This window comes from Streptomyces sp. NPDC042002 (assembly GCF_055588305.1).
On sequence record NZ_JBVJCT010000041.1, the window covers coordinates 14,312 to 34,264 of the forward strand.

16 protein-coding genes and 1 pseudogene are annotated in these 19,953 nt (G+C 70.9%); 8 read left to right on the top strand and 9 right to left on the bottom strand.

All coding sequences use genetic code 11. The features are described 5' to 3' along the window. Positions 1-94: 94 nt before the first annotated feature. From ACZ6KY_RS35845 to ACZ6KY_RS35855, 3 genes and pseudogenes are all read right to left on the bottom strand, one after another. The gene (locus ACZ6KY_RS35845) at positions 95-2,560 is read right to left on the bottom strand and encodes a DUF4132 domain-containing protein (RefSeq protein ID WP_469314436.1); all 2,466 of its coding nucleotides are present in this window, start codon (positions 2,558-2,560) and stop codon (positions 95-97) included. Further along, entirely contained in the window at positions 2,557-2,949 is a 393-nt protein-coding gene (locus tag ACZ6KY_RS35850) for a hypothetical protein (RefSeq protein ID WP_469314437.1), read from the bottom strand. The genes ACZ6KY_RS35845 and ACZ6KY_RS35850 overlap by 4 nt, the downstream gene beginning before the upstream one ends. A 48-nt stretch (positions 2,950-2,997) precedes the next feature. Continuing rightward, a pseudogene (locus ACZ6KY_RS35855) lies at positions 2,998-3,303 on the bottom strand (Uma2 family endonuclease); the annotation flags it as partial. Positions 3,304-3,396: 93 nt separating this feature from the next. Between ACZ6KY_RS35855 and ACZ6KY_RS35860 the strand changes: the two are divergent. The 4 genes from ACZ6KY_RS35860 (at position 3,397) to ACZ6KY_RS35875 (ending at position 5,888) form a co-directional block, all read left to right on the top strand. Continuing rightward, complete coding sequence (locus tag ACZ6KY_RS35860; protein WP_469314438.1) at positions 3,397-3,813, top strand: VOC family protein; 417 nt, start codon at positions 3,397-3,399, stop codon at positions 3,811-3,813. A gap of 342 nt (positions 3,814-4,155) precedes the next feature. Next, positions 4,156-4,563: a hypothetical protein gene (locus tag ACZ6KY_RS35865; protein WP_469314439.1), complete on the top strand. Its 408-nt coding sequence runs from the start codon at positions 4,156-4,158 to the stop codon at positions 4,561-4,563. 5 nt (positions 4,564-4,568) lie between these two features. After that, the gene (locus ACZ6KY_RS35870; protein ID WP_469314474.1) at positions 4,569-5,093 is read left to right on the top strand and encodes a thiol-disulfide oxidoreductase DCC family protein; all 525 of its coding nucleotides are present in this window, start codon (positions 4,569-4,571) and stop codon (positions 5,091-5,093) included. A 39-nt stretch (positions 5,094-5,132) separates the two neighbouring features. Then, complete coding sequence (locus ACZ6KY_RS35875) at positions 5,133-5,888, top strand: TetR/AcrR family transcriptional regulator (protein ID WP_469314475.1); 756 nt, start codon at positions 5,133-5,135, stop codon at positions 5,886-5,888. 66 nt (positions 5,889-5,954) lie between these two features. Here the strand turns inward: ACZ6KY_RS35875 and ACZ6KY_RS35880 are convergent, their stop codons facing one another. Next, the gene (locus ACZ6KY_RS35880; protein ID WP_469314476.1) at positions 5,955-8,369 is read right to left on the bottom strand and encodes an MMPL family transporter; all 2,415 of its coding nucleotides are present in this window, start codon (positions 8,367-8,369) and stop codon (positions 5,955-5,957) included. Between the two features lie 161 nt (positions 8,370-8,530). On the opposite strand from ACZ6KY_RS35880, the gene ACZ6KY_RS35885 reads away from it, so the two are divergent. From ACZ6KY_RS35885 to ACZ6KY_RS35895, 3 genes are all read left to right on the top strand, one after another. Further along, positions 8,531-9,220, top strand: coding sequence for a response regulator transcription factor (locus tag ACZ6KY_RS35885; protein WP_469314440.1), 690 nt, complete (start codon positions 8,531-8,533; stop codon positions 9,218-9,220). A gap of 47 nt (positions 9,221-9,267) precedes the next feature. Further along, positions 9,268-10,671, top strand: a complete 1,404-nt coding sequence (locus tag ACZ6KY_RS35890; protein ID WP_469314441.1) for a sensor histidine kinase — start codon at positions 9,268-9,270, stop codon at positions 10,669-10,671. Between the two features lie 325 nt (positions 10,672-10,996). Beyond that, positions 10,997-13,336 (top strand): sulfatase-like hydrolase/transferase, encoded by a 2,340-nt coding sequence (locus ACZ6KY_RS35895; protein WP_469314442.1) that lies wholly within the window; start codon positions 10,997-10,999, stop codon positions 13,334-13,336. Between the two features lie 105 nt (positions 13,337-13,441). Here ACZ6KY_RS35895 and ACZ6KY_RS35900 read toward each other — a convergent pair whose 3' ends face one another. The 3 genes from ACZ6KY_RS35900 to ACZ6KY_RS35910 all read right to left on the bottom strand — a co-directional run bounded on the left by ACZ6KY_RS35900 (position 13,442) and on the right by ACZ6KY_RS35910 (position 16,860). Continuing rightward, the gene (locus ACZ6KY_RS35900; RefSeq protein ID WP_469314443.1) at positions 13,442-14,998 is read right to left on the bottom strand and encodes an ABC transporter substrate-binding protein; all 1,557 of its coding nucleotides are present in this window, start codon (positions 14,996-14,998) and stop codon (positions 13,442-13,444) included. A 145-nt stretch (positions 14,999-15,143) separates the two neighbouring features. Next, positions 15,144-16,601: a metallophosphoesterase gene (locus ACZ6KY_RS35905; RefSeq protein WP_469314444.1), complete on the bottom strand. Its 1,458-nt coding sequence runs from the start codon at positions 16,599-16,601 to the stop codon at positions 15,144-15,146. Between the two features lie 16 nt (positions 16,602-16,617). Continuing rightward, entirely contained in the window at positions 16,618-16,860 is a 243-nt protein-coding gene (locus ACZ6KY_RS35910) for an SCO4848 family membrane protein (RefSeq protein ID WP_469314445.1), read from the bottom strand. A 112-nt stretch (positions 16,861-16,972) separates the two neighbouring features. On the opposite strand from ACZ6KY_RS35910, the gene ACZ6KY_RS35915 reads away from it, so the two are divergent. After that, positions 16,973-18,286 (top strand): D-alanyl-D-alanine carboxypeptidase family protein, encoded by a 1,314-nt coding sequence (locus tag ACZ6KY_RS35915; protein WP_469314446.1) that lies wholly within the window; start codon positions 16,973-16,975, stop codon positions 18,284-18,286. Between the two features lie 40 nt (positions 18,287-18,326). Here ACZ6KY_RS35915 and ACZ6KY_RS35920 read toward each other — a convergent pair whose 3' ends face one another. Continuing rightward, the gene (locus tag ACZ6KY_RS35920; RefSeq protein WP_469314447.1) at positions 18,327-19,325 is read right to left on the bottom strand and encodes a YihY/virulence factor BrkB family protein; all 999 of its coding nucleotides are present in this window, start codon (positions 19,323-19,325) and stop codon (positions 18,327-18,329) included. Next, positions 19,313-19,726, bottom strand: a complete 414-nt coding sequence (locus ACZ6KY_RS35925) for a GtrA family protein (protein ID WP_469314477.1) — start codon at positions 19,724-19,726, stop codon at positions 19,313-19,315. Before ACZ6KY_RS35925 ends, ACZ6KY_RS35920 begins: the two co-directional genes overlap by 13 nt. Positions 19,727-19,953 lie beyond the last annotated feature (227 nt).

Genomic DNA, 19,953 nt, shown 5'->3' on the forward strand with positions numbered 1-19,953 from the left:
GCATCTCAACAGCCCCTGGTCGAACCGTCGGCGCGACAGAACGGCCCCTGACCTGCGGCCGTACGGCGTCTGGTCGGGCCGGTGGCGGCCCCGGTCACAGCTGACCGAGGATCGTCGGATCCGTGATCCGGAGGTCGTCCGCAAGCAGCGTCGCCTTGCTGAGGATCACCGCCAGCATCCGGTCCCCCTCGAACGGCAGATACCCGGCCTGGGGCCCGCCCGCGGCGGACTTCGGGACGATGCACAGGTACTGGTCGTTCGGGCTCATCAGGATGTTGCCCGAACCCAGGTGGATCCTGTACGTGTGGCGCTCGCCCTTCACGTGCAGGAAGCGGCCCTCCAGCGTGCAGCGGTCGGCTATCGCCAGCCGGGGGATCAGGCGCTCGAGCAGGACGCGGCGGGTCTGCGCGGTCTCCGTCAGATCGCCGAAGCCGTACGACGTCCAGTACTCCTGGAAGCGGCCGCCGGGGCCGCCGTCCTGCCAGGCCGGGTCGTTGCCGACGCTGGAGACACCGACGAACAGGTCGACGTCACGCAGGACTTCGGACAGAACGAGCGGCGGGATCCCGGTGAGGGGCAGGGGCTCCACCGGGTCCTCGCCGCCCCGCGACCGCATGCGGTACTCGCCGCCGTAGCAGTGCGCCGAGTTCTCGGGGGCGTCGAGCGGATAGAAGCGCACCTGGTCGGTGCGCAGCCGCAGATAGCTGCCGGAGTCGGTGGTGTCGTCGCCGTACTCGCCGTCGCCCGTGATCCAGTACTCGGCGCGCAGCCCCCACTGGGGCAGCTCCCGGGTGGCCGGGGGCGCCTCGTCGTCGACGCAGAGGCGGAGCTTGTTGCGCCAGCCCCTGACCGCGGCCAGGGAGTTGAACTGGTGCTGGCGCACGACGTGGGCCGCGAAGCGGTTCGAGTACGTGTCCGTCGCGCGTTCGGCCTCGGTGAGGAGGTACACCTCCCGGTGGGCCTGCTTGAAGGGCTGGGTGATCTCGTGCCGCTCCAGCCAGTCCCGCCAGGCGACGACCTCGGCGGGCTCACGGCCGACCGGGTGCCAGAGGGCGACCTCCGTACCGTCCTTCACCGGGTCGTCGGTGAGGGTGGACAGCTCACCGTTCGCGAACCCGACCGGTGTGCCGTCGACCGTCCACAGGAGCCGGCGGGCGAGGGTGCCGACGAGCGGGTGGTCGAGGTAGCGCTCGCGCCAGGTGTCGTACGCCCAGGTGCGCCGGGCGAGGAACTGCCGGTCCAGACGCTCGGTCTGGGCGGACAGCGTCTTGTCGATGTCCTTGACCGCCGCCTTGAGCTCCTTGAGCTCTTCGGCGTGGTCGCGCCGCACGGCGGCGGGCACGCTCTTGACTGCCTTGCCGCTCGCGGTGTGCCAGCTCAGCACGGCGCGTGAGCCCTGGATGTCGAGAAGCGCGGTGGTCTCACCGAGTTCGTGACGCGCCTGCCCGACGTCGGCGAGCCCGTAGGCCGGGACGGCCAGTTCCTCGATCTCCTCCCGGGTCAGACCGAGGGCGGTGGCCTTCGCCCCGAGGAATCCGTCGATGAGCTTGGCCGTGGCCTTGTACGTCACCCGGGTGGCCAGCCGGGCCAGTTCGGCCAGGGCGGCCTCGCCGTCGATTCGGGAGAGCGCGATCACACCGGCGTTGGCGACCTTCGGATTGCGCGGGCCCAGTCCGCTGACCTTCTTGAGGGACGTCTCGACGAGTGCGCCGAGGGCCCGGGCGGTGTCGGGGTGGGGCGGCAGCACGGAGACCAGCCAGGCGAGGCCGCGCAGGGCGTTGGCGTTGTACGGGTCATAGGTGCTGTTGATGTCCGCCTCGTACGACCTGGGCTCCAGCGGGTGGGTGCGAGGGCGGCCGACGAGGGCGAGCCAGGACAGAGCGGCGGCGCGGACCCGGTCGGCGCCGAGGGCTTCGACGAGGGCGTGGGCCTGCCGGTCCCACTTGGCGGAGGGCTTGGAGGCGGTGGCTGTCACCAGATGGACGAGCAGAGCCTGCCAGTCGGGGGCGGAGGCGTCCCTCATAGCCTGCTCGGCCCATTCCTCACCGACGTTGAGCACGGGCTCCGTGAGCTTCTTCATCAGGGCGGCAACGGACTCGCGGCGGTAGGTGTCCATGCCCGTGCGGCGGAAGACCGCGACCACGGCCGGGTCCAGTGTGCGGCCGGCCGCCAGTTCGGCCTCGGCCAGGACGTCCATCCGCGTCGCGTACCAGACGGTGTTCTGCCTGCCGAGTTCGGCGAGTTGCCTCGCCCGCTCGTCGGCGAGCGGGTACTCCGGGAGGCCGTGGGAGATGGCGGCGAGCATGGTCAGCACGTGGTTGCGGGGTTCCGATCTGCCGCCGACCGTGTGATAGCCCTCCGCCAGGGCGCCGGTCAGCCTTTCCCGCTGGTCGGCGGGGAGCGCGACCAGCAGGTCGAGGATCTCGTCCCAGCCGCTGCCCCATTGGCCCGTGTTGACCAGTGCGGCCCTGAGGAGGTCGGTGGCGAGCCCGCCCATGTTGCCGTCGGCCGCCTGCGAGCGGATCCACCCCAGATGCGTCTTGGTGTCGGCCATCGTCATCCCCCTACCAGCGCGACGAGCTTGAGGAAGGTGACCTCGGTGCCCAGGACCAACTCGATCTCCTCGTCGGGGTCGGTCACCTGGCGCTCCCCCACGAGCACCAGGAAGCCGTTCCCCGCGAAGGCCTTGAGCGCCAGCTCGCTCTGGGCCTCGGGGTCTATCCGGCGGGGGGTGCGCAGCGCGTAGCCGTTCAGCACCCGCTCGGTGTCCTCGGGCCGCACGAGTCCCTGGAAGACCTCCGGCATGCGCGCGTTGTGCTCGGCGACCTCCTGGAAGACCCGCCGCCGGATCAACTCGCGCACCGCGAGCCGCTCCTCGGCGATCTCGATCCCCCAGCCGGCGCCCCGGCCCCCACTGGTCGTCTCGTCGACGAACGTCACCATTCCCATGCCGACGAGAGTACGAGCCACCACTGACAATCGGTCACCGAGCCCGGATCAGCCCTCCCGCTCTGTCTCCGCCGTCGGCGCCGAACCACCCCTCCGCTTGTCGACGGCCGTCAGATCGATCTCGATCTCGAAGGGGACGGTGGCCTTGATGCGGTCGTGGAGGATTCCGGTGAGGCCGTACGACTTGGTGGCCGCGTCGAGCTCGTAGACGTACACGACGGGCAGGCCCTTGTCCTCGTCCTGTTCGACCCGCCGGAAGTGCGGGACCCCGGCCTCGGCGTACTTGCGGGGTTTGACCTCCCGGTCGCGTTCGCGTGAGTCGGGCGAGACCACTTCGACGGCGTACCCAGGGGGAACGGGAGGCGCTTCGCCTCAATGGGTGATCACATGTTCGGCCTGCGGTCAGCCCTTCCCCGTCGTCCCGCGGCCCGCTCCTAATCTGATGGCATGTCAGACGACGTGTCATACGAGCTGCTCGGACTCGACAACGTACTGCTGCCCGTCGGGAATCTCGGTGAGGCCGTGGGCTTCTACGAGCGTGCCGGGTTTCCGCCGGCCTTCCGGCTCGACGAGGCCGGGATCGCGCTGTTGAAGGTGGGCAAGGAGACGCCGGGCGTACTGCTGCGGCTGGACGAGGAGTTGGGTCACCGACCGCCGCCGTGGGCGTCGCCGCGGCTGTGGCTGGAGGTGCCGGACGCCCGCGCCGCGGCCCGCTCGCTGACCGCCGCGGGTGTCGCGCCCCTCGACGAGCCCTTCCCCGGCGCCACCGGCTGGACCGTCGAGATCGCGGACCCCTGGGGCAACGTCATCGGCCTGACCGACTACACCAAGCGCCCCGAACTGGCCCGCGGGGCACAGCGATAGACCCGGTCCACCTCGACGGCCCACCTTGAGAGGGGGGGGGGGGGGGGGGGGGGGGGGGGGGGGGGGGGGGGGGGGGGGGGGGGGGGGGGGGGGGGTGGTGGGGTACTTTTACCCCCCCCCCCCCCCCCCCCCCCCCCCCCCCCCCCCCCCCCCCTCCCCCCCCCCCACCCCCCCCCCCCCCCCCCCCCCCCCCCCCCCCCCCCGACGTGGCGCTGACGCACCGCGGCCCGAGCGCGGCCGATCCGTTCACGGGATCCGACTTGAACATGTTCAAAAGCAGGTCTACATTCATCCCAGACAGCGTTTTGAACGCGTTCAAGAATGGCAAGAAGGGGTGGGACCATGGACCTCACGGTCGTCGCGTACGTCATCTATCTGCTGGTCAGCATCGCGCTGACGGTCTGGGTGGCACGCACGCTGAGCCACAACGGACGGATCTTCCTGGCGGACGTCCTGCACGGCAACGAGAAGCTCGCCGACGCCGTCAACCATCTGCTGGTGGTGGGCTTCTACCTCGTCAACCTGGGCTTCGTCGCGCTCTATCTGCACCAGAGCGACGAGATCTCCAACGCCCGCGAGATCTTCGAAGCCCTGTCGACCAAGCTGGGCGTCGTCCTGCTGGTGCTCGGCGTCATGCACCTGGGGAACGTCTACGCGCTCAACAAGATCCGGCGGCGGGGTGTCATGGAGCGTGAGCAGCTGCCGCCGGTGCAGCCGACGGACTGGGTCGCCCCCACGGTCGGGGCGTGAGACCGGTGGCCGGCACCTCAGCCACCCGGGACCGGGGCGCCCCGCGCGTCCCGGTCCTCGGGCTCACCGTCCTCTACGACGCGCGCTGTTCGCTGTGCGCCTTCCTGAAGCAGTGGCTCGCCGGGCAGGCGCAACTCGTACCGCTCCGGTTCGTACCGGCGGGCTCCGAGGAGGCCGCCCGGCGCTTCCCGCGGCTCGATCACCGCGCCACCCTGGACGAGATCACCGTGGTGGGCGACGGCGGGCAGGTGTACCAGGGCTCCGCCGCCTGGGTCGTCACCCTGTGGGCGCTGCGCGACCACCGGGCGCTGGCGCATCGGCTGAGCACTCCCACGGGTGCCAGGCTGGCCAGGGGCGCCACCCTCGCCGCCGCCAAGTGGCGCGAGGCGCGGGCGTCACGGACGTCCCGGCGGTGGGGCGGTGGCGCGTACCAGTGGGGCGACGGGTGGAGCTACGACCCGGCCGCGGGATGGACGTACGTACCCCCCGCCTGCGACAGCGGCGCATGTCCGACCGTTCCCACTCGTTAGGCTCGTCCCGTGCCAGCACCGACAGACAGCCCCGGCCCCATCGGGTCCTCCGAGCCCGCCGAGCCCTCCGAGTCCCCGGGCAAGGAGACGGCGAAGAGCCCGGCCAAGAGCGAGCAGACCCGGGCCCTGATCCTGGAGACCGCGATGCGGCTCTTCCAGGAGCGGGGGTACGACAAGACGACGATGCGGGCCATCGCCCAGGAGGCCGGGGTCTCCGTCGGGAACGCGTACTACTACTTCGCCGGCAAGGAGCACCTGATCCAGGGCTTCTACGACCGGATCGCCGCCGAACACCGGGAGGCGGTCCGGGAGGTGCTGGACCGTGAGACGGACCTGGAGGCCCGGCTGGGCGGCGTGCTGAGGGTGTGGCTGGACATCGCCACGCCGTACCACGAGTTCGCCGTGCAGTTCTTCAAGAACGCCGCCGACCCGGACAGTCCGCTCAGCCCCTTCTCCCCCGAGTCGGAGCACGCGCGCGTGGAGGCCATCAGCGTCCACAAGGAGGTGCTGGCCGGGGCGAAGACCAAGGTGCCCGAGGAACTGCGCGAGGTGCTGCCCGAGCTGATGTGGCTCTCCCAGATGGGGCTCGTCCTGTACTGGGTCTTCGACCGTACGGAGAGCCGCGAGCGCAGCTACCGGCTGGCCGAGCGCGGGGCGCGCCTCACCGCCCGCGGCGTCCAGCTGTCCCGTTTCCGTCTTCTGCGGCCCCTCGTCCACGAGGTGCACGAGCTGTTCACGGACTTCCTGCCGGGAATGACGAAGGCCCTGCCCGACCCGGCCAAGAAGACGGAGTAAGGGGCGCCCGCCAGGCGGACACCCCTTACGGACACCCCTTACGTCGGGACGGTCAGGCGTCCGGCCTCAGTTGACCGCGTCGGCGTCCACCTCTCCCTCCGCCAGCTCCACGTCGTGCACCAGCGGTTCCTCCGTGACGACCACATGCCGTGCCCGTACCCCGTACGAACGGGCCGTCGCCGACAGCAGATACGTCCCCGGGGCGGGCACCGAGACGATGTACGAACCGTCGGCCAGCGAGGTCACCCGGTCCAGTTGACGGCCGCCCTTGGACAGCAGGGTCAGGACCGCTCCGTCGACGGGCACGCCCTCCGCGTCGCGGACGAAGCCGTGGACGGCCGACGCGCCGCCCGCGACGGGAGCCGCGTCCTCGGAGGACTCCTCGGCCGGTTCCACCGCCAGGTGCGGCAGCCGCTTGTCCAGACCCGCGGGCAGCCACCAGTTGGAGTCGCCGAGCAGGTGCATCGCGGCGGGGACCAGGGCCGTACGGAGGATGAAGGCGTCCAGGGCGACCGCGGCCGCGAGGCCGACGCCCGCCATCGCCGCTCCCGAGTCGCCGCTCAGGACGAAGGCGAGGAAGACGCACACCATGATCAGGGCCGCGGAGTTGATGACCCGGCCGGTCTCGGCCAGACCGACCCGCACCGCGCGCGCGTTGTCCTTCGTGTGCACCCATTCCTCGTGCATACGGCTCACCAGGAACACCTGGTAGTCCATGGAGAGGCCGAAGAGGAGCGAGAGCATGATGACGGGCAGGAAGGCGTTGATCGGGCCCTCCTTGCCGAGACCCAGCAGACTCAGGCCCCAGCCCCACTGGAAGATCGCGACGAGGACGCCGAAGGACGCGGCGGCGGCGATCAGGTTCATCAGCGCGGCCGTCAGCGGGACCACCAGGGAGCGGAAGGCGATCAGCAGGAGCAGGAAGCCGAGGCCGATGATCGTGGCGACGAAGTAGGGCAGCCGGTCGCCGGTGATGGTGGCGAAGTCCTTCGACACGGCGGTGACACCACCGACATGGGCCGTCACCCCGGCGTCCGGGATCACCCGGTCCCGCAGGGTGTCGATGAGCTGGTCGGTCCTCGTCGACTGCGGTGAGGTCGTCGGCACCACCTGGATCACCGTCACACCGTGCGCGGGCGGCAGCGCGGCGACCGCGGCGACTCCGGGCGTGCCGCCGATGTCCTTCACCAGGGCGCCCGCGTCACCGTCGGTCACGACCACCTGCAAGGGGCCGTTGAAGCCGGGCCCGAAGCCCTCGGCGAGCAGGTCGTAGGCCTTCCTGGTCGTCGTCGTGGCGTCGTCGTTGCCCTGGTCGGTGGCGCCTAGGTGCAGCGACAGGACCGGGATCGCGAGGATCGCCATCACGACCAGCGCGAGGGCGGCGATCGTACGGGGGCGGCGCTGCACGTTCGTCGACCAGCGGGCCGCGGCCCCGCTCGCCCGCTCCGGTTCGGGCCCCTGCGCCGCCAGCTTGCGCCGCTGGCGGCGGCTGAGCACCCGGGTGCCGAGAAGGCCGAGGAGCGCCGGCAGCAGGGTGGTGGCCGCGAGCACGCTGAACACGACGGTGAGGGAGGTGCCGATGACCACGCCGTCCAGGAAGCGGAGGTTCGTCACCAGCATGCCGGCGAGCGCGATGCACACCGTGCCGCCCGCGAACAGCACGGCCCGGCCCGAGGTGTTGAGGGCGACGACCGCCGACTCCTCCGGCGCCAGTCCGCGCAGGATGCCGCGCCGGTGCCGGGTGACGATGAACAGCGCGTAGTCGATGCCGACACCGAGGCCGATCAGGGTGGCCAGCAGCGGGGCCAGGTCCGGGATGGCCGTGGAGTGGCTGAGCAACTGCGTGGAGAACAGCCCCGTACCGACCCCGAAGATCGCGATACCGATCGGCAGCAGCATCGCGAAGAACGAACCGAAGGCGAGGAAGAGCACCACGGCCGCGGCCAGGATGCCGACCATCTCGGCGAGCCCGGTGGGCGGTTCCTGTACGCGCTGGATCGCCTGACCGCCCAACTCCACCTGGAGTCCGCCGCGTTCGGCGCCCTGCGCGGTGTCGACGACCTTCTGCACCAGGTCCTTGGGGACGGCGTTCGCCTGCTCGGCGAAGGTGATCTGGGCGTACGCGATCCTGCCGTTCCGGCTGATCTGCGCGGCCCCCCGCGCCCCCTGGTACGGGCCCGCGACCTGGCCCACGCCCTTCATACCGGCGATCTCGTCCAGCACGGGCTGGATCCGGGAGCGCACGGAGGCGTCCCTGACCGTGCCCGCGTCGACCTTCCACACCACCGTGTCGGTGTCCCCCGCGCTGTTCGGGAAGGCCTTCTCCATCTGGTCGTACGCACGCTTGGAGTCCGTGTTCGGGAGGGAGAACACGTTCGCGTAGTCCGTGCCCGCGGTGGTCGCCGCGAAGCCGAGACCGAACAGCGCACCCACCCACAGCAACAGGACCACCAGCCGGTGCCGATAGCACCACCGTGCCAATGCCGCCACGTTCAACGCTCCTTAGTCGGTCGGTCCCCCAGGTCCTGGGCAACAGGATTGGCGGCCACACACGCGCCTGGACATGACCCGCCCATGACTCTCAAGGAACTCCAAGGCGCGAACGCCTCCCGCTGTCGGTGGCCCCGCCGATACTGGGGGGCATGACCGCTCACGAGGGAGCCACCGTCCTCGTCGTCGAGGACGAGCCGAGCATCGCGGACGTCCTCACCATCGCGCTGCGCTACCACCGCTTCGAGGTGATGGCCGCGGGCACCGTCCGCGAGGCGCTCACCCTCGCCGAGCGCACCCGCCCCGACGCGGCGCTGCTCGACGTGATGCTCCCGGACGGCGACGGCCGGGCCCTCGGCCGTGAACTGCGGCTCCGGCAGCCCGACCTGGCGGTCGTCTTCCTCACCGCGCGGGACGCGCCCGCCGAGATCGTCGGCGCGCTCGGCTTCGGCGACGACTACATCACCAAGCCGTTCAACATCGACGAGGTCGTCGCCCGGATCACCGCCGTCCTTCGCCGCACGCGGGCCGACGACGTCCTGCCGCAGCGCCCGCCCCTGCGCTACGGCGACCTGGAGCTGGACGAGACGACGTACCGCGTCCACCGCGCGGGCACCACGGTCGAACTCACCCCCACCGAGTACGCGCTGCTGCGCTTCCTCGTCCGCAACGGCGGGCGGATCGTGCCCAAGGAGCAACTCCTGCGCCATGTATGGCAGTACGAGCACTCGGCCGAGTCGACGGTCGTGGAGACGTACATCAGTTATCTGCGGCGCAAGCTCGAACCGCTGGGGCCGCCGGTGATCCAGACCCGCCGGGGCGTCGGATACGGACTCGCGTGAACCCGCCCGTCCGGCCCGGCTGCCGCCCACCGCGCCACAGACACGGCGTGCATTCGCTGCGCGGCAAGCTGACCATCGCGAACGTGGGACTCCTGGCCCTGGGCATCGTGGTGGCGACCGCCGTGAGCCTGATGGGCATGCGGCACTATCTGCTCGACCAGGTGGACACGCAGCTCGCCAAGACCCGGGAGTCGCTGGGCGTTTCGCAGCTCACCATGAGCCAGATCGACTCGCTGAGCGCCCTCGCGTTCGTACGCGACCGGATCGGGCCCGCGGTGGACGAGTCGCCGAAGCCGGACTCGATCTTCGCGGCCGTCGACCGGCACGGCGCGGCCGTCGAGGTGGCCGGCTACCAACCCACCGAGACGCAGCGGGCGTTCGCCGCCGCCGTGGACGACCCGGGCGCCCTCGCCCGCGCCGGCGACCCGCGCGACATCACCGTGCGCGGCGCCGCCTACCGGGCGACCGGGGCACGGCTCGCCGACGGGACGTACGTCCTGTTCGCCACCTCGACCGACGGACTGCACAAGGGCGTCGCGAAGGCGCTCAAGCTCGATCTGACCGTGGGCACCGGGCTGTTGGCGCTGCTCGCGTGCCTGACGATGTTCAGCGTGCGCCGCCGGATGCTGCCGCTGGAGGCCATGGTGGAGACCTCGTCGGCCATCGCCGAGGGGGATCTGACCCGGCGCGTGCCCTCCAGTCATCATCCGACCCAGGAGGTCGAGCAGCTGCGGCTCGCGCTCAACTCCATGCTGCACCAGGTCGAGTCGGCCTACCGGACGCGCGAGCACAGCGCCGCCCAGCTGCGCCGGTTCGTCGGGGACGCCTCGCACGAGCTGCGCACACCGCTGGCGGCGATACGCGGCTACCTCCAGCTCTACGAGAAGGGGATGCTGACCGATCCCGTCGAGCGCAAGCGGGCCTGGGACCGGATGAACGCGGAGGCCGACCGCATGGGCCGGCTGGTCGACGAGCTGCTGACCCTGGCCCGTCTCGACCAGCGGCCCGAACTGCGGTTCAGGAGCGTCGACCTGAGCCGGCTCGTGCGGGACGCGGCCGAGGACCTGCGCGCCCAGCAGCCCGGCCGCCCGGTGACCGTGGGCGCCGACGGCACGCTGCTCGTGCAGGCCGACGAGTCGGGGCTGCGGCAGGTGCTGGGCAATCTCGTGGGCAACGTGCGCACCCACACGCCCGACGACGTGCCCGTGCGGCTCGCTCTGGAGCGCGCGGACGGTGTCATACGGCTGTGTGTCGCGGACAAGGGTCCCGGGCTCGCGGAGGAGGACGCGGCGCGCATCTTCGACCGCTTCTTCCGGGCCGGCGGCGCCGCGGGCAGCGGGCTCGGCCTGGCGATCGTGCAGGGCGTGGTGAGGGCACACGGGGGCACCGTGGCGGTACGGACGGCACCGGGCGAGGGCCTGGCGGTGACGGTGACGCTGCCGGTGAGGTGAGGGTGCCGGTGAGGTGAGGGTGCCGACCGTCGGTGGGGTGTGACCCCGGGCGCCCGTGCGGTGAGTCCGTCGGCACTGGTGGGGCGAGTGTGCCGGCATCCGCGGGGTGGGGGCGGTGACGGCCGGTGACGCTCCCGGGTCTGCCGGGCGGGCCGGGACGGCCTCGCTCGCACCGCCGTGACCTGCGGGAACGGACTTGGGCAGAAGCTGACCCAGGCGGTTGAACACGGGCCGCCGCGGTCCCGTACACCACGATGAGGGCGAATCGGTCTCATTCGACGGTCCGCCACGCCACCACCGCGCACCGCACGGAAGGACCGCCGGGTTGTCGTTCAAAACGAACTCTCGACAGCTGCCGAACACGGACGAGGCGCCTCCGCGCGACGAGCCGGCGCCGGAGCCGCTCGCGGACGCGACCTCGGAGACGGGGACGGACGCGGATTCGGATAGGGCCACGGATTCGGCCACGGATACGGATGAGGACGCCGCCGCCTCGGGCGAGGGAGAGGCAGCGGCCGAAGCGGCCCCCGAGATCACCCCGACCGGCGCGACAGCCCCGGCCGCGCCGACCGAGGGGGCCGCCTCCACCCACCCCGAGGACCCGGCCGAACCTCCGGCGGAAGCCAACTCCGCTGAGCAGAAGCCCCTCTCCGAGTCCGAGCCCGACGCCCCCTCCGCCGAGACCGAGGCCGAGGCCCCGGAAGAGACTTCGGCGGAAGCGGCTTCCGCTGAGCCGATAGCCCCTGCCGGGACCAGCGCCGGCACGGACCACGAGGCCGAAAGCCCGGCCGAGGCGGCGGGTGCGGCAGCCGACGCCCCCGCCGACAGCGCCGCCGAAGCGGTCTCGACCGGGAACGGGACCATAACCGCGACCGTGACCGATGAGCACGCCGAGGTCGGCGCGGACACCGTCGACGCCTCGGGCCCGTCCGAGGACGGCCCGGACGGCCCCGCCGGGGACGGGGCCGGTGACGGGGAGGAGCCTCCGGGGGACGAGCCGCCCGTGCGCGGCCGGTGGCGCGGGTGGCGGGACCGGTATCCCGTCGCCGCCCGCACCCTCGCCTGGACCACGACCCTCCTCGCCGCCGCACTCGTCCTGTTCGCGCTGCTCATGCCGAGCCACGCGGACAAGTTCCAGCCGGCCGAGTTCCTGCGTCTCCCGGTGGAGGCGATCTTCGGCGCCGCGCTGCTGATCGTGCTGCCCCGCAAGCCGCGGATCGCCGTGACGGTGTTCGCCGGGCTCGGCCTGGGCGTCCTGACCATCCTGAACATCCTGGACATCGGCTTCAACGAATACCTCGGGCGAGGCTTCAACGTCGTCCTCGACTGGTCGCTCTTCAGCGACGCGCAGTCCTACCTCCAGGACACGTTCGGCAAGGACGGCGCGCTCGGTATCGCGGCCCTGGTCGTGGCGCTCGTGATCGCCGTACTGGTCCTCATGACGCTGTCGGTCGTCCGGCTGGGCAACCTGGTGGCCCGGAACACCGAGACGGCGACCCGCACGACGCTCGTCATGGCCATCGCCTGGGTCACCTGCGCGGCGCTCGGCGTGCAGTACACCGGGGTGCCCATCGCCTCCGAGCACGTCGCACTGGTCGTCCAGGACCGGGCGTCGGCGGTACGGCAGACGCTGCGGGACGAAGCCGAGTTCGCCAAGATCTCCAAGAAGGACGACTTCGCGAACACGCCGCCCAGCCAGCTCCTCACCGATCTGCGCGGCAAGGACATGATCATCACGTTCATCGAGAGCTACGGCCGCAGCGCCATCGAGGACCCGGTCATGGCACCGGGCGTCGACGCGACCCTGACCTCGGAGAACAAGAAGCTGACCCAGGCCGGTTTCGCGGCGAAGAGCGGCTGGCTCACCTCGGCGACATACGGCGGCAGCAGCTGGCTCGGCCACTCGACGTTCCTGTCGGGCCTGTGGATCAACAACCAGCAGCGCTACCGCACCGTGACCGCGGGCGACCATCTGACCCTGCCCAGCGCCTTCAAGAAGACCGGCGACTACGACACCGTCGGCGTCATGCCGGGCATCCAGAAGGCCTGGCCCGAGCAGAAGTTCTACGGCATCGACAAGCTCTACGACGCCCACCATCTCGGTTACAAGGGACCGAAGTTCAGCTGGTCGACCATGCCCGACCAGTACGCCCTGACCGCGTTCGAGCGCCTGGTGCACAGCAAGAAGCACGACAAGCCGCTGATGTCGACGATCATCCTGACCTCCAGCCACCAGCCGTGGGCACCGATCCCCAAGACGGTCCCCCAGGACCAGGTGGGCGACGGATCGATCTACGACGCCATCCAGAAGGCCGGCAAGAAGCCCGCGGACATCATCACCAGCTCGCAGAAGTCGAAGGTGGAGTACGGCAAGGCGATCCAGTACTCGGTGACGAGCCTCATCGACTACCTGGTGAAGTACGGCAACAAGAACACCGTGCTGATCTACCTCGGCGACCACCAGCCGATCGCCCGGGTCAGCGGCGACCACGCCAGCCGTGACGTGCCGGTCTCGATCGTCGCCAAGGACCCGAAGGTGCTCGACAAGATCGCCGACTGGGGCTGGGCGGACGGCCTGCAGCCCCAGCACAGCACGCCGGTCTGGAAGATGAGCGCGTTCCGCGACCGCTTCCTGACGGCGTACGGATCCACTCCGCACCCGTAGAGGGGCCAACTGCTCATCCGCGGGCGGCGGTTACGGCGAGAGCCGTCACCGCCGCCCGCAGCCGTGTCAGACAGAGGACAACGGTCGCGTGAATCACGGGAGTTGTTACAGCCAGCTCAGCTGCCAGAGGCGGAAGACGCCGGTCCCGTCGGACAGATACTGGCCGCCGCCGATGTCCTCGCTGCTGATGACGTAGTCCTTGCGCTGCCACAGGGGAATCAACGGAACGTCCTGGGCGACGACTTGCTGGAGGCGCCGGAACGCGTCCGCCGTACGGCTGCGGTCGGCGTCCTGCTGGGTCTCCTGGATCAGCCGGTCGACAACTCCGTTGCTGTAGCCGTTCTTCATGCTGTTGCCGGTGCCGACGAGCGGAGAGCCGAAGGTGTCCGCGTCGGGATAGTCGGCGACCCAGCCGACCGCCCAGGCGTCCAGGCCGCCCTCCGCGTACCGCTTCTGGAACTCGGTCCACTCGAACCCCTCGGTCGTCACCTTGAACAGTCCGCTCGCCTCCAACTGCCGCTTGAGCTCGGCGGCTTCCTCGCCCGCGGCACCCCGCCCCTCGGCGAACCCGTAGGTGAAGCGCACGGGCGGCGACACCCCGGCCTCGGTCAGCAGGGTCCGCGCCTTCTTGGCGTCCGGTTGCGGATAGTCGTCGAAGAACGACGTCGCGTGCCCCGTGATCCCGGCCGGGATCAGCCCGTACAGCGCGTCGGTGGTCCCCTTGTACGTCCGGCCGACCAGTTCCTCGCGGTCGATCAGCGAGGCGACGGCCTGCCGTACCCGCCGGTCGTGCAGCGGCGACCGCGCGCGCACGTTGAGGACGAGGTTGCGGGTCTCGGCGCTCTCGTCCTCGGTGACGCGCCGCGCGGGGTCGCTCGGCGAGAGCGCGGCGAGCACGGCGGGCGGCAGCTGACGGGCCGCGACATCCAGCTCCTTGGCCTTCCGGGCCGCCTCCAGCGCCTGCGAGTTGGGGTAGTAGCGCAGCACGACAGGCCTGCCCAGGTCGCTGATGGCGCCTTTGTAGCGGGGGTTGGGGTCGAGGACGGCCCGCGTGTTCTTCGTGTACGCCGTCAGGACGTACGGCCCGGTGCCGTCGGCGCCCGTGTCGGTGCGCAGGCTGTGCCTGGAGTAGCGGGTGCTGTCGACGATCGACCCGGCGCCCGTCGCGAGCTTGAACGGGAAGGTCGCGTCCGGCGAGGACAGCTGGAAGGTGACGGTCTGCCCGCTCGCGTCCACGCTGCCCAGGGTGGAGAGGAGGGAGGCGGGACCCACCTCGTCGTTGATGCGCTTGACGCGGTCGAAGGAGAACTTCACGTCCTCGGCGGTCACCTTGCGCCCGCTCGCGAACGTCAGGTCGTCACGGAGTGCGCAGCGATAGGTGCGCAGCCCCGTGTCGGTGAACGCGCAGCTCCTGGCGGCATCCGGAACGGGCTTGGCGCCGCCGGGCTCGAAGGTGAGCAGCGACTGGAAGACGTTGCTGAACAGGGCCCAGGATCCGGCGTCGTAGGCACCGGCCGGGTCGAGCGACGTGACGGCGTCCGTCGTGCCCACGGTGATGGTGCGGTCGCCGTTCTCCTTCGCCGGTATCAGCTGCCAGCCGGCCACACCCGCGCCCGCCAGGACGAGCAGCGTCGCCAGAATCCATAAGCGAACCGATCGCATCGGTGCCCTCCCCAGGCCCACCGCACGCCACTCCCCTAGTGACGCGGATCACCTAACCACAGGAGTTTCAGCCGGGGAAGGGGATCGGGAAGAGTGCGCGGGACCGGCGCAAATGATCATTTCCGGCCCGTTTCACAGTGGACGCTCAGGCTTCGCGCGAGGCCAGCTCGACGACCGTGATGTCCGAGGGCGCGCCGACCCGGGTCGGCGGCCCCCAGGCTCCCGCGCCCCGGGAGACGTACAACTGCGTGTCGCCGTAGCGCTCCAGGCCCGCGAGCGTGGGATTGGTAGCGGCCGCGACGAAGTTTCCCGGCCACAGCTGCCCGCCGTGCGTGTGTCCTGACAACTGGAGGTCGACCCCGTGGCGTACGGCCTCATGAATCTGCACCGGCTGATGTGCGAGCAGCACACAGGCCCGCGTCCTGTCCCGGTCTCCGAGCGCCTTGCCGAAGTCGGGTCCCTGTCCCTCGCTCTCGCCCTGCAGGTCGTTCACACCGGCGAGGTCGAATCCGGCCAGCTCGGTCCGCGCGTTCTCCAGGGGATGGATCCCGAGCTCGCGCACCTCCCGGATCCACTGCTCGGCTCCGGAGAAGTACTCGTGGTTCCCGGTGACGAAGTAGGAGCCGTGCCGGGCTCGCAGCTGGGCGAGCGGCGCGGCGGCGGGACCGAGGTCCTTCACGCTGCCGTCGACCAGGTCACCGACGACGGCGATCAGGTCGGGCTGCGTGGAGTTGATGGTGTCGACGACCTTCTGGGCGAACCCGCGCCCGAGCACCGGCCCCAGGTGGATGTCGCTCACGACGGCGATCCGGAAACCGTGGGCGGACCGGGGCAGTCTGGCGAGCGGCACGGTGACCCGCTTCACCGCGGGCCCGCGCAGGACGCCGTACGTCCCGTAGCCCACGGTCCCCACCGCGACGGCCGCGGCCGCCCCACCCACGACCCGCGAGACGAAGACCCGCCGCGACGGCGACCGAACGGCCCCATCCGCCGCTCCGGGGGCTCCGGTCGACCCTGCCGATCCGGGCACCCCAGTCGGTTCCGCCGGTCCCGCCGACTCCGCAGGCCCCGATTTTTCAGCCAGTTCTGACTGTTCTGACTGTTCTGGCTGTTCTGGCTGTTCTGGCTGTTCTGGCTGTTCTGGCTGTTCCGCCGGTGTCGGCTGTTCCGCGCGCTCCGCCGAAGGCGACACGCCGGAGCGGGAACGTACGCCCGCGCGCGGGGCCGTCTCCTCTGCCACGGCGGGGGACGCGGCCCCGTCGGTCTCCTGCCGTCCGGCCGCCCGGCGCTCCAGGGCCCACCGCAGGAGCGGCCGTACGACCTCTCCGGCCAGCAGCGCCAGCAGCAGGTAGAGGGCCAGCGCCATCCACAGGAACCCGGGCCAGGACAGCGTCCGCTGGAGCCAGAAGGGAGCACCCGCGCGCTCGCTCGCGACGGCCCCGATCATCAGCAGCGGCCCGGCGACGAAGACGGCCGTGCCCACCCGGCGGACCGCTCCGGGGCCTGCCGTGGTGTCCCGGACCAGGCGTCGCCAGGCATACCGGTGGAGCCCGCCGAGCACGGCCAGCGCGGCCACGCCCGCCAACACGAACAAGATGACCATGCCGCCGTATCCCCTGTTATGACGTCTGGCGCAAAGCGCGTACGCCGCGCAACCCGATGACCCCGACGACCGTCCCCAAGACAAACGAAACGACGGCGAGCGTCAGATGCACCCAGAAGTACGCCGTCGGGTCGCCCGCGCCATCGAACGCGAGCCCGCTGACGTCTTTCCACAGGTTCTTAACGAAAGTGACCCAAATGATCCAACTCCACACCCCGAAGGCGAGCAGGAACCAGGACACGGGGCGGCTGAGCTTCATGCGTTCAGTATCGCCGTCGCCCACCGTGATCCGGCGCCGGGGTGGAGAGGACGAGGCGGCTTCCCCGAGCGGTGCTGGGACTTCCGGTCACGACCCCTGTAATTTCTCGATCGTGTCTGCCTCGAAAAAGACCATTCGGCGATCCTCTCTGGTCGCTTCCGCCACCTTGTTGACCCTTTCGCTCACCGCGCCCGCGTTCGCCGACGCCGCCGACGACACGGCCCCGACGGAGAGCCCCACGGCCTCGCCGTCCGCCACTCCCCCGGCGAACATGTCGACCCTCGGCGGTGAGCGGCTCGGCCGGCCCGGCAGTCAGGTGAACCTGGGCGGCGGCGCCCCCGTCCTGCCCGGGGACATCACCGCCCGTTCCTGGATCGTCGCCGACGCGGAGTCGGGCGACGTCCTCGCCGCGCACAACGCGCACTGGCGGCTGCCCCCGGCGAGCACCCTGAAGATGCTGTTCGCCGACACGGTGCTGCCCAAGTTCCCGAGGACCACCCCGCACAAGGTGGTCTCCTCCGACCTGGCGGGCATCGGAGCGGACTCCAGCATGGTGGGCATAAAGGAGAACGAGACGTACACCGTCCACGACCTGTGGCTCGGTGTCTTCCTGCGTTCCGGAAACGACGCCGTGCACGTGCTGTCCGCGATGAACGGCGGCGTCGACGAGACGGTCAGGGACATGCAGGCGCACGCCGAGGACCTCCAGGCCCTCGACACGCACGTGGTGAGCCCGGACGGCTACGACGCGGCGGGCCAGGTGTCGTCGGCGTACGACCTGACGCTGTTCGCCCGTTCGGGTCTCCAGAAGAAGGACTTCCGGGAGTACTGCTCGACGGCGCGGGCGAAATTCCCGGGCGCGACGACCAGGAACAAGAAGGGCACGAACAGCCGCGCGTCCTCCGAGATCAAGAACACCAACCGACTGCTGACCGGTGACAGCGACATCACCGCGTACCAGGGCATCGCGGGCGTGAAGAACGGCAACACCACCAACGCGGGCGCCACCTTCACGGGTGTCGCCGAACGCGGCGGCAAGGTGCTGCTCGTCACGGTCATGAACCCGGAGAAGAAGGAGCACAACGAGGTCTACAAGGAGGCCGCGCAGCTCCTCGACTGGGGGTTCCAGGCAGCGGACAAGGTCCAGCCGGTGGGCGAACTCGTCCCGCCCAAGGATGTCGACACCACCGCTCAGCCTGGCGCGAAGGCATCGGCCGGTGCGAGCTCCGACACGGGCTCCGGCGCGAGCTCCGCGAACGCCTCCACGAAGCCGGTGGCGGCCTCCACCGCCGCGACGAAGGGCGGTTCGAGCGGCATCGGCGTCGCGCTGGGCCTCACGGGCGGCTTCCTCGTTCTGCTCACGGCGGGCGTCTTCCTGGTCAACCGGCGCTGGCCGCTGCCGGACCTGATGCGCCGCCGCCGCTGACCGCCCGGGGCTCCGGAGCCTTCGCGTTCTTCGGAGCCCCCTAGGCCCTCCGGCCCTCCGAGCCGGACGGTTCGGCGGAGCCTGACGGTTCCTCCGGCCCGGACGGTTCCTCCGGCTGGGAGGGTTCCCGTGAGCCGGCCGGTTCGTCCGGATCCTCGGGGTCGTCCTGACCCGCCGCCTCCTTGGTCGACTCCCCGCTTCCCGTCGCCGTCCAGGCGGCGGAGTACAGGAGCAGTTTCGAGGTGAAGTTGATCCACAGGAGCAGCGCGATCGGCACCCCGAAGGCGCCGTACATGCTCTTCGACGCCACACCTCGCATATAGCCGCTGAGCAGCAGCTTGAGCAGCTCGAACCCGACGGCGCCGATCAGTGCCGCGACGATCAGCCGACGGCGCGGCGGCTCGACGCCTGGCAGCAGCGTGAGGACGTACAGCAGGACCAGGAAGTCGGCGAGCACGGCCACCCCGAAGGCGATGACCTGGAGCAGCGTGCTCCCCCAGCCGTTCTCGTCGAGGCCCACGTGCCGCGCCGACCAGCCCATCGCCGTGGACGCGAGCGTGGAGACGGCGACGGTGAGCAGCACGGCGCCGCCCAGCCCGACGAGGACGCCGGCGTCCTTGAGCTTGCGCAGGAAGGGGTTCCCCTCGCTGTCGGGCAGCTCCCAGACCGCGCGCAGGCACTCCCGCATCGAGCCGACCCAGCCGATACCGGTGACCAGCAGCAGGGCGCCCGCGACGACCCCGACCGTGCCGGCGTTCTGGACGAGGCTGTGGACGTCGAGCTGGTCGGAGATGCCCGGCACCTGCTCGGCGAGCTTGTCCTGGAGGTCCTTCTGCTGCTGACCGCTCAGCGTGGCGGCCCCGATCGCCGCGGCCAGGGTCAGCAGCGGGAACAGCGCCACGAAGCTGATGAAGGTCATCGCCGCGGCGAGCCGTGTCCACTTCACACGGTCCAGCCGCTCGTACGACCGCCACGCGTGCGTGGCCATCAGGCCCACGACCAGGGGGCCCACGCCGGGAATCCTTTTCAGCCAGTCCATGATCCGACTCTGCCCTCGCCTCGGAAAACCAGTGACCGGGTACCCCAAAAACGCAGGACAGTGGCGAGTGCCATGCCGATTCCCGCGCCCGAGACGGTGTCCGCGCGCGGGGAGGTGTACCCGAGACCGTAGTGGCTGACGGCGAGGCACAGCAGTTGCACGAGCGCGCCCACGATGTTCACCGCGAAGAAGATCACGTACTGGCGCGGGCCGCGGGCCGCCGTGTGCCGGTAGGTGCCGAGCGCGTTTCCGGCGTACGCCACCGAACAGCCGGCCAGGAAGGACAGCGCCTTGGCGGACAGCGGGTCCAGACCCACCGGACCGCGCAGCCAGACGAAGAGGCCGAGGTCGGCCGCGTAGGCGAGGACGCCGACGGCTCCGAACCCGAGGAGCTCGCGCAGGAACCGCTTCTGGGGGCGGGGCTCCCCTGGGGCCGGGCGGGGCTCCCCTGGGGCCGTCGCCGAGTCCTTGACAGCGGCCTCGGGGGCCACCGCCGAGTCCGTCACAGCGGTGGGGGGGGGGGGGGGGGGGGGGGGGGGGGGGAGCCGAGGGGGGGGGGGGGGGGACACGAAAAAAGCAGGGAACAGCGCCAGGGGGACTCCGGGGAGGGAGAGCTAACGAATGCGTA

Coding starts and splice junctions, on each gene's coding strand:
- ACZ6KY_RS35860 (WP_469314438.1), top strand. CDS start 3,397: ATGTCAGACGACGTGTCATACGAGCTGCTCGGACTCGACAACGTACTG.
- ACZ6KY_RS35885 (WP_469314440.1), top strand. CDS start 8,531: ATGACCGCTCACGAGGGAGCCACCGTCCTCGTCGTCGAGGACGAGCCG.
- ACZ6KY_RS35850 (WP_469314437.1), bottom strand. CDS start 2,949: ATGGGAATGGTGACGTTCGTCGACGAGACGACCAGTGGGGGCCGGGGC.
- ACZ6KY_RS35905 (WP_469314444.1), bottom strand. CDS start 16,601: ATGGTCATCTTGTTCGTGTTGGCGGGCGTGGCCGCGCTGGCCGTGCTC.
- ACZ6KY_RS35845 (WP_469314436.1), bottom strand. CDS start 2,560: ATGACGATGGCCGACACCAAGACGCATCTGGGGTGGATCCGCTCGCAG.
- ACZ6KY_RS35900 (WP_469314443.1), bottom strand. CDS start 14,998: ATGCGATCGGTTCGCTTATGGATTCTGGCGACGCTGCTCGTCCTGGCG.
- ACZ6KY_RS35910 (WP_469314445.1), bottom strand. CDS start 16,860: ATGAAGCTCAGCCGCCCCGTGTCCTGGTTCCTGCTCGCCTTCGGGGTG.
- ACZ6KY_RS35865 (WP_469314439.1), top strand. CDS start 4,156: ATGGACCTCACGGTCGTCGCGTACGTCATCTATCTGCTGGTCAGCATC.
- ACZ6KY_RS35920 (WP_469314447.1), bottom strand. CDS start 19,325: ATGGACTGGCTGAAAAGGATTCCCGGCGTGGGCCCCCTGGTCGTGGGC.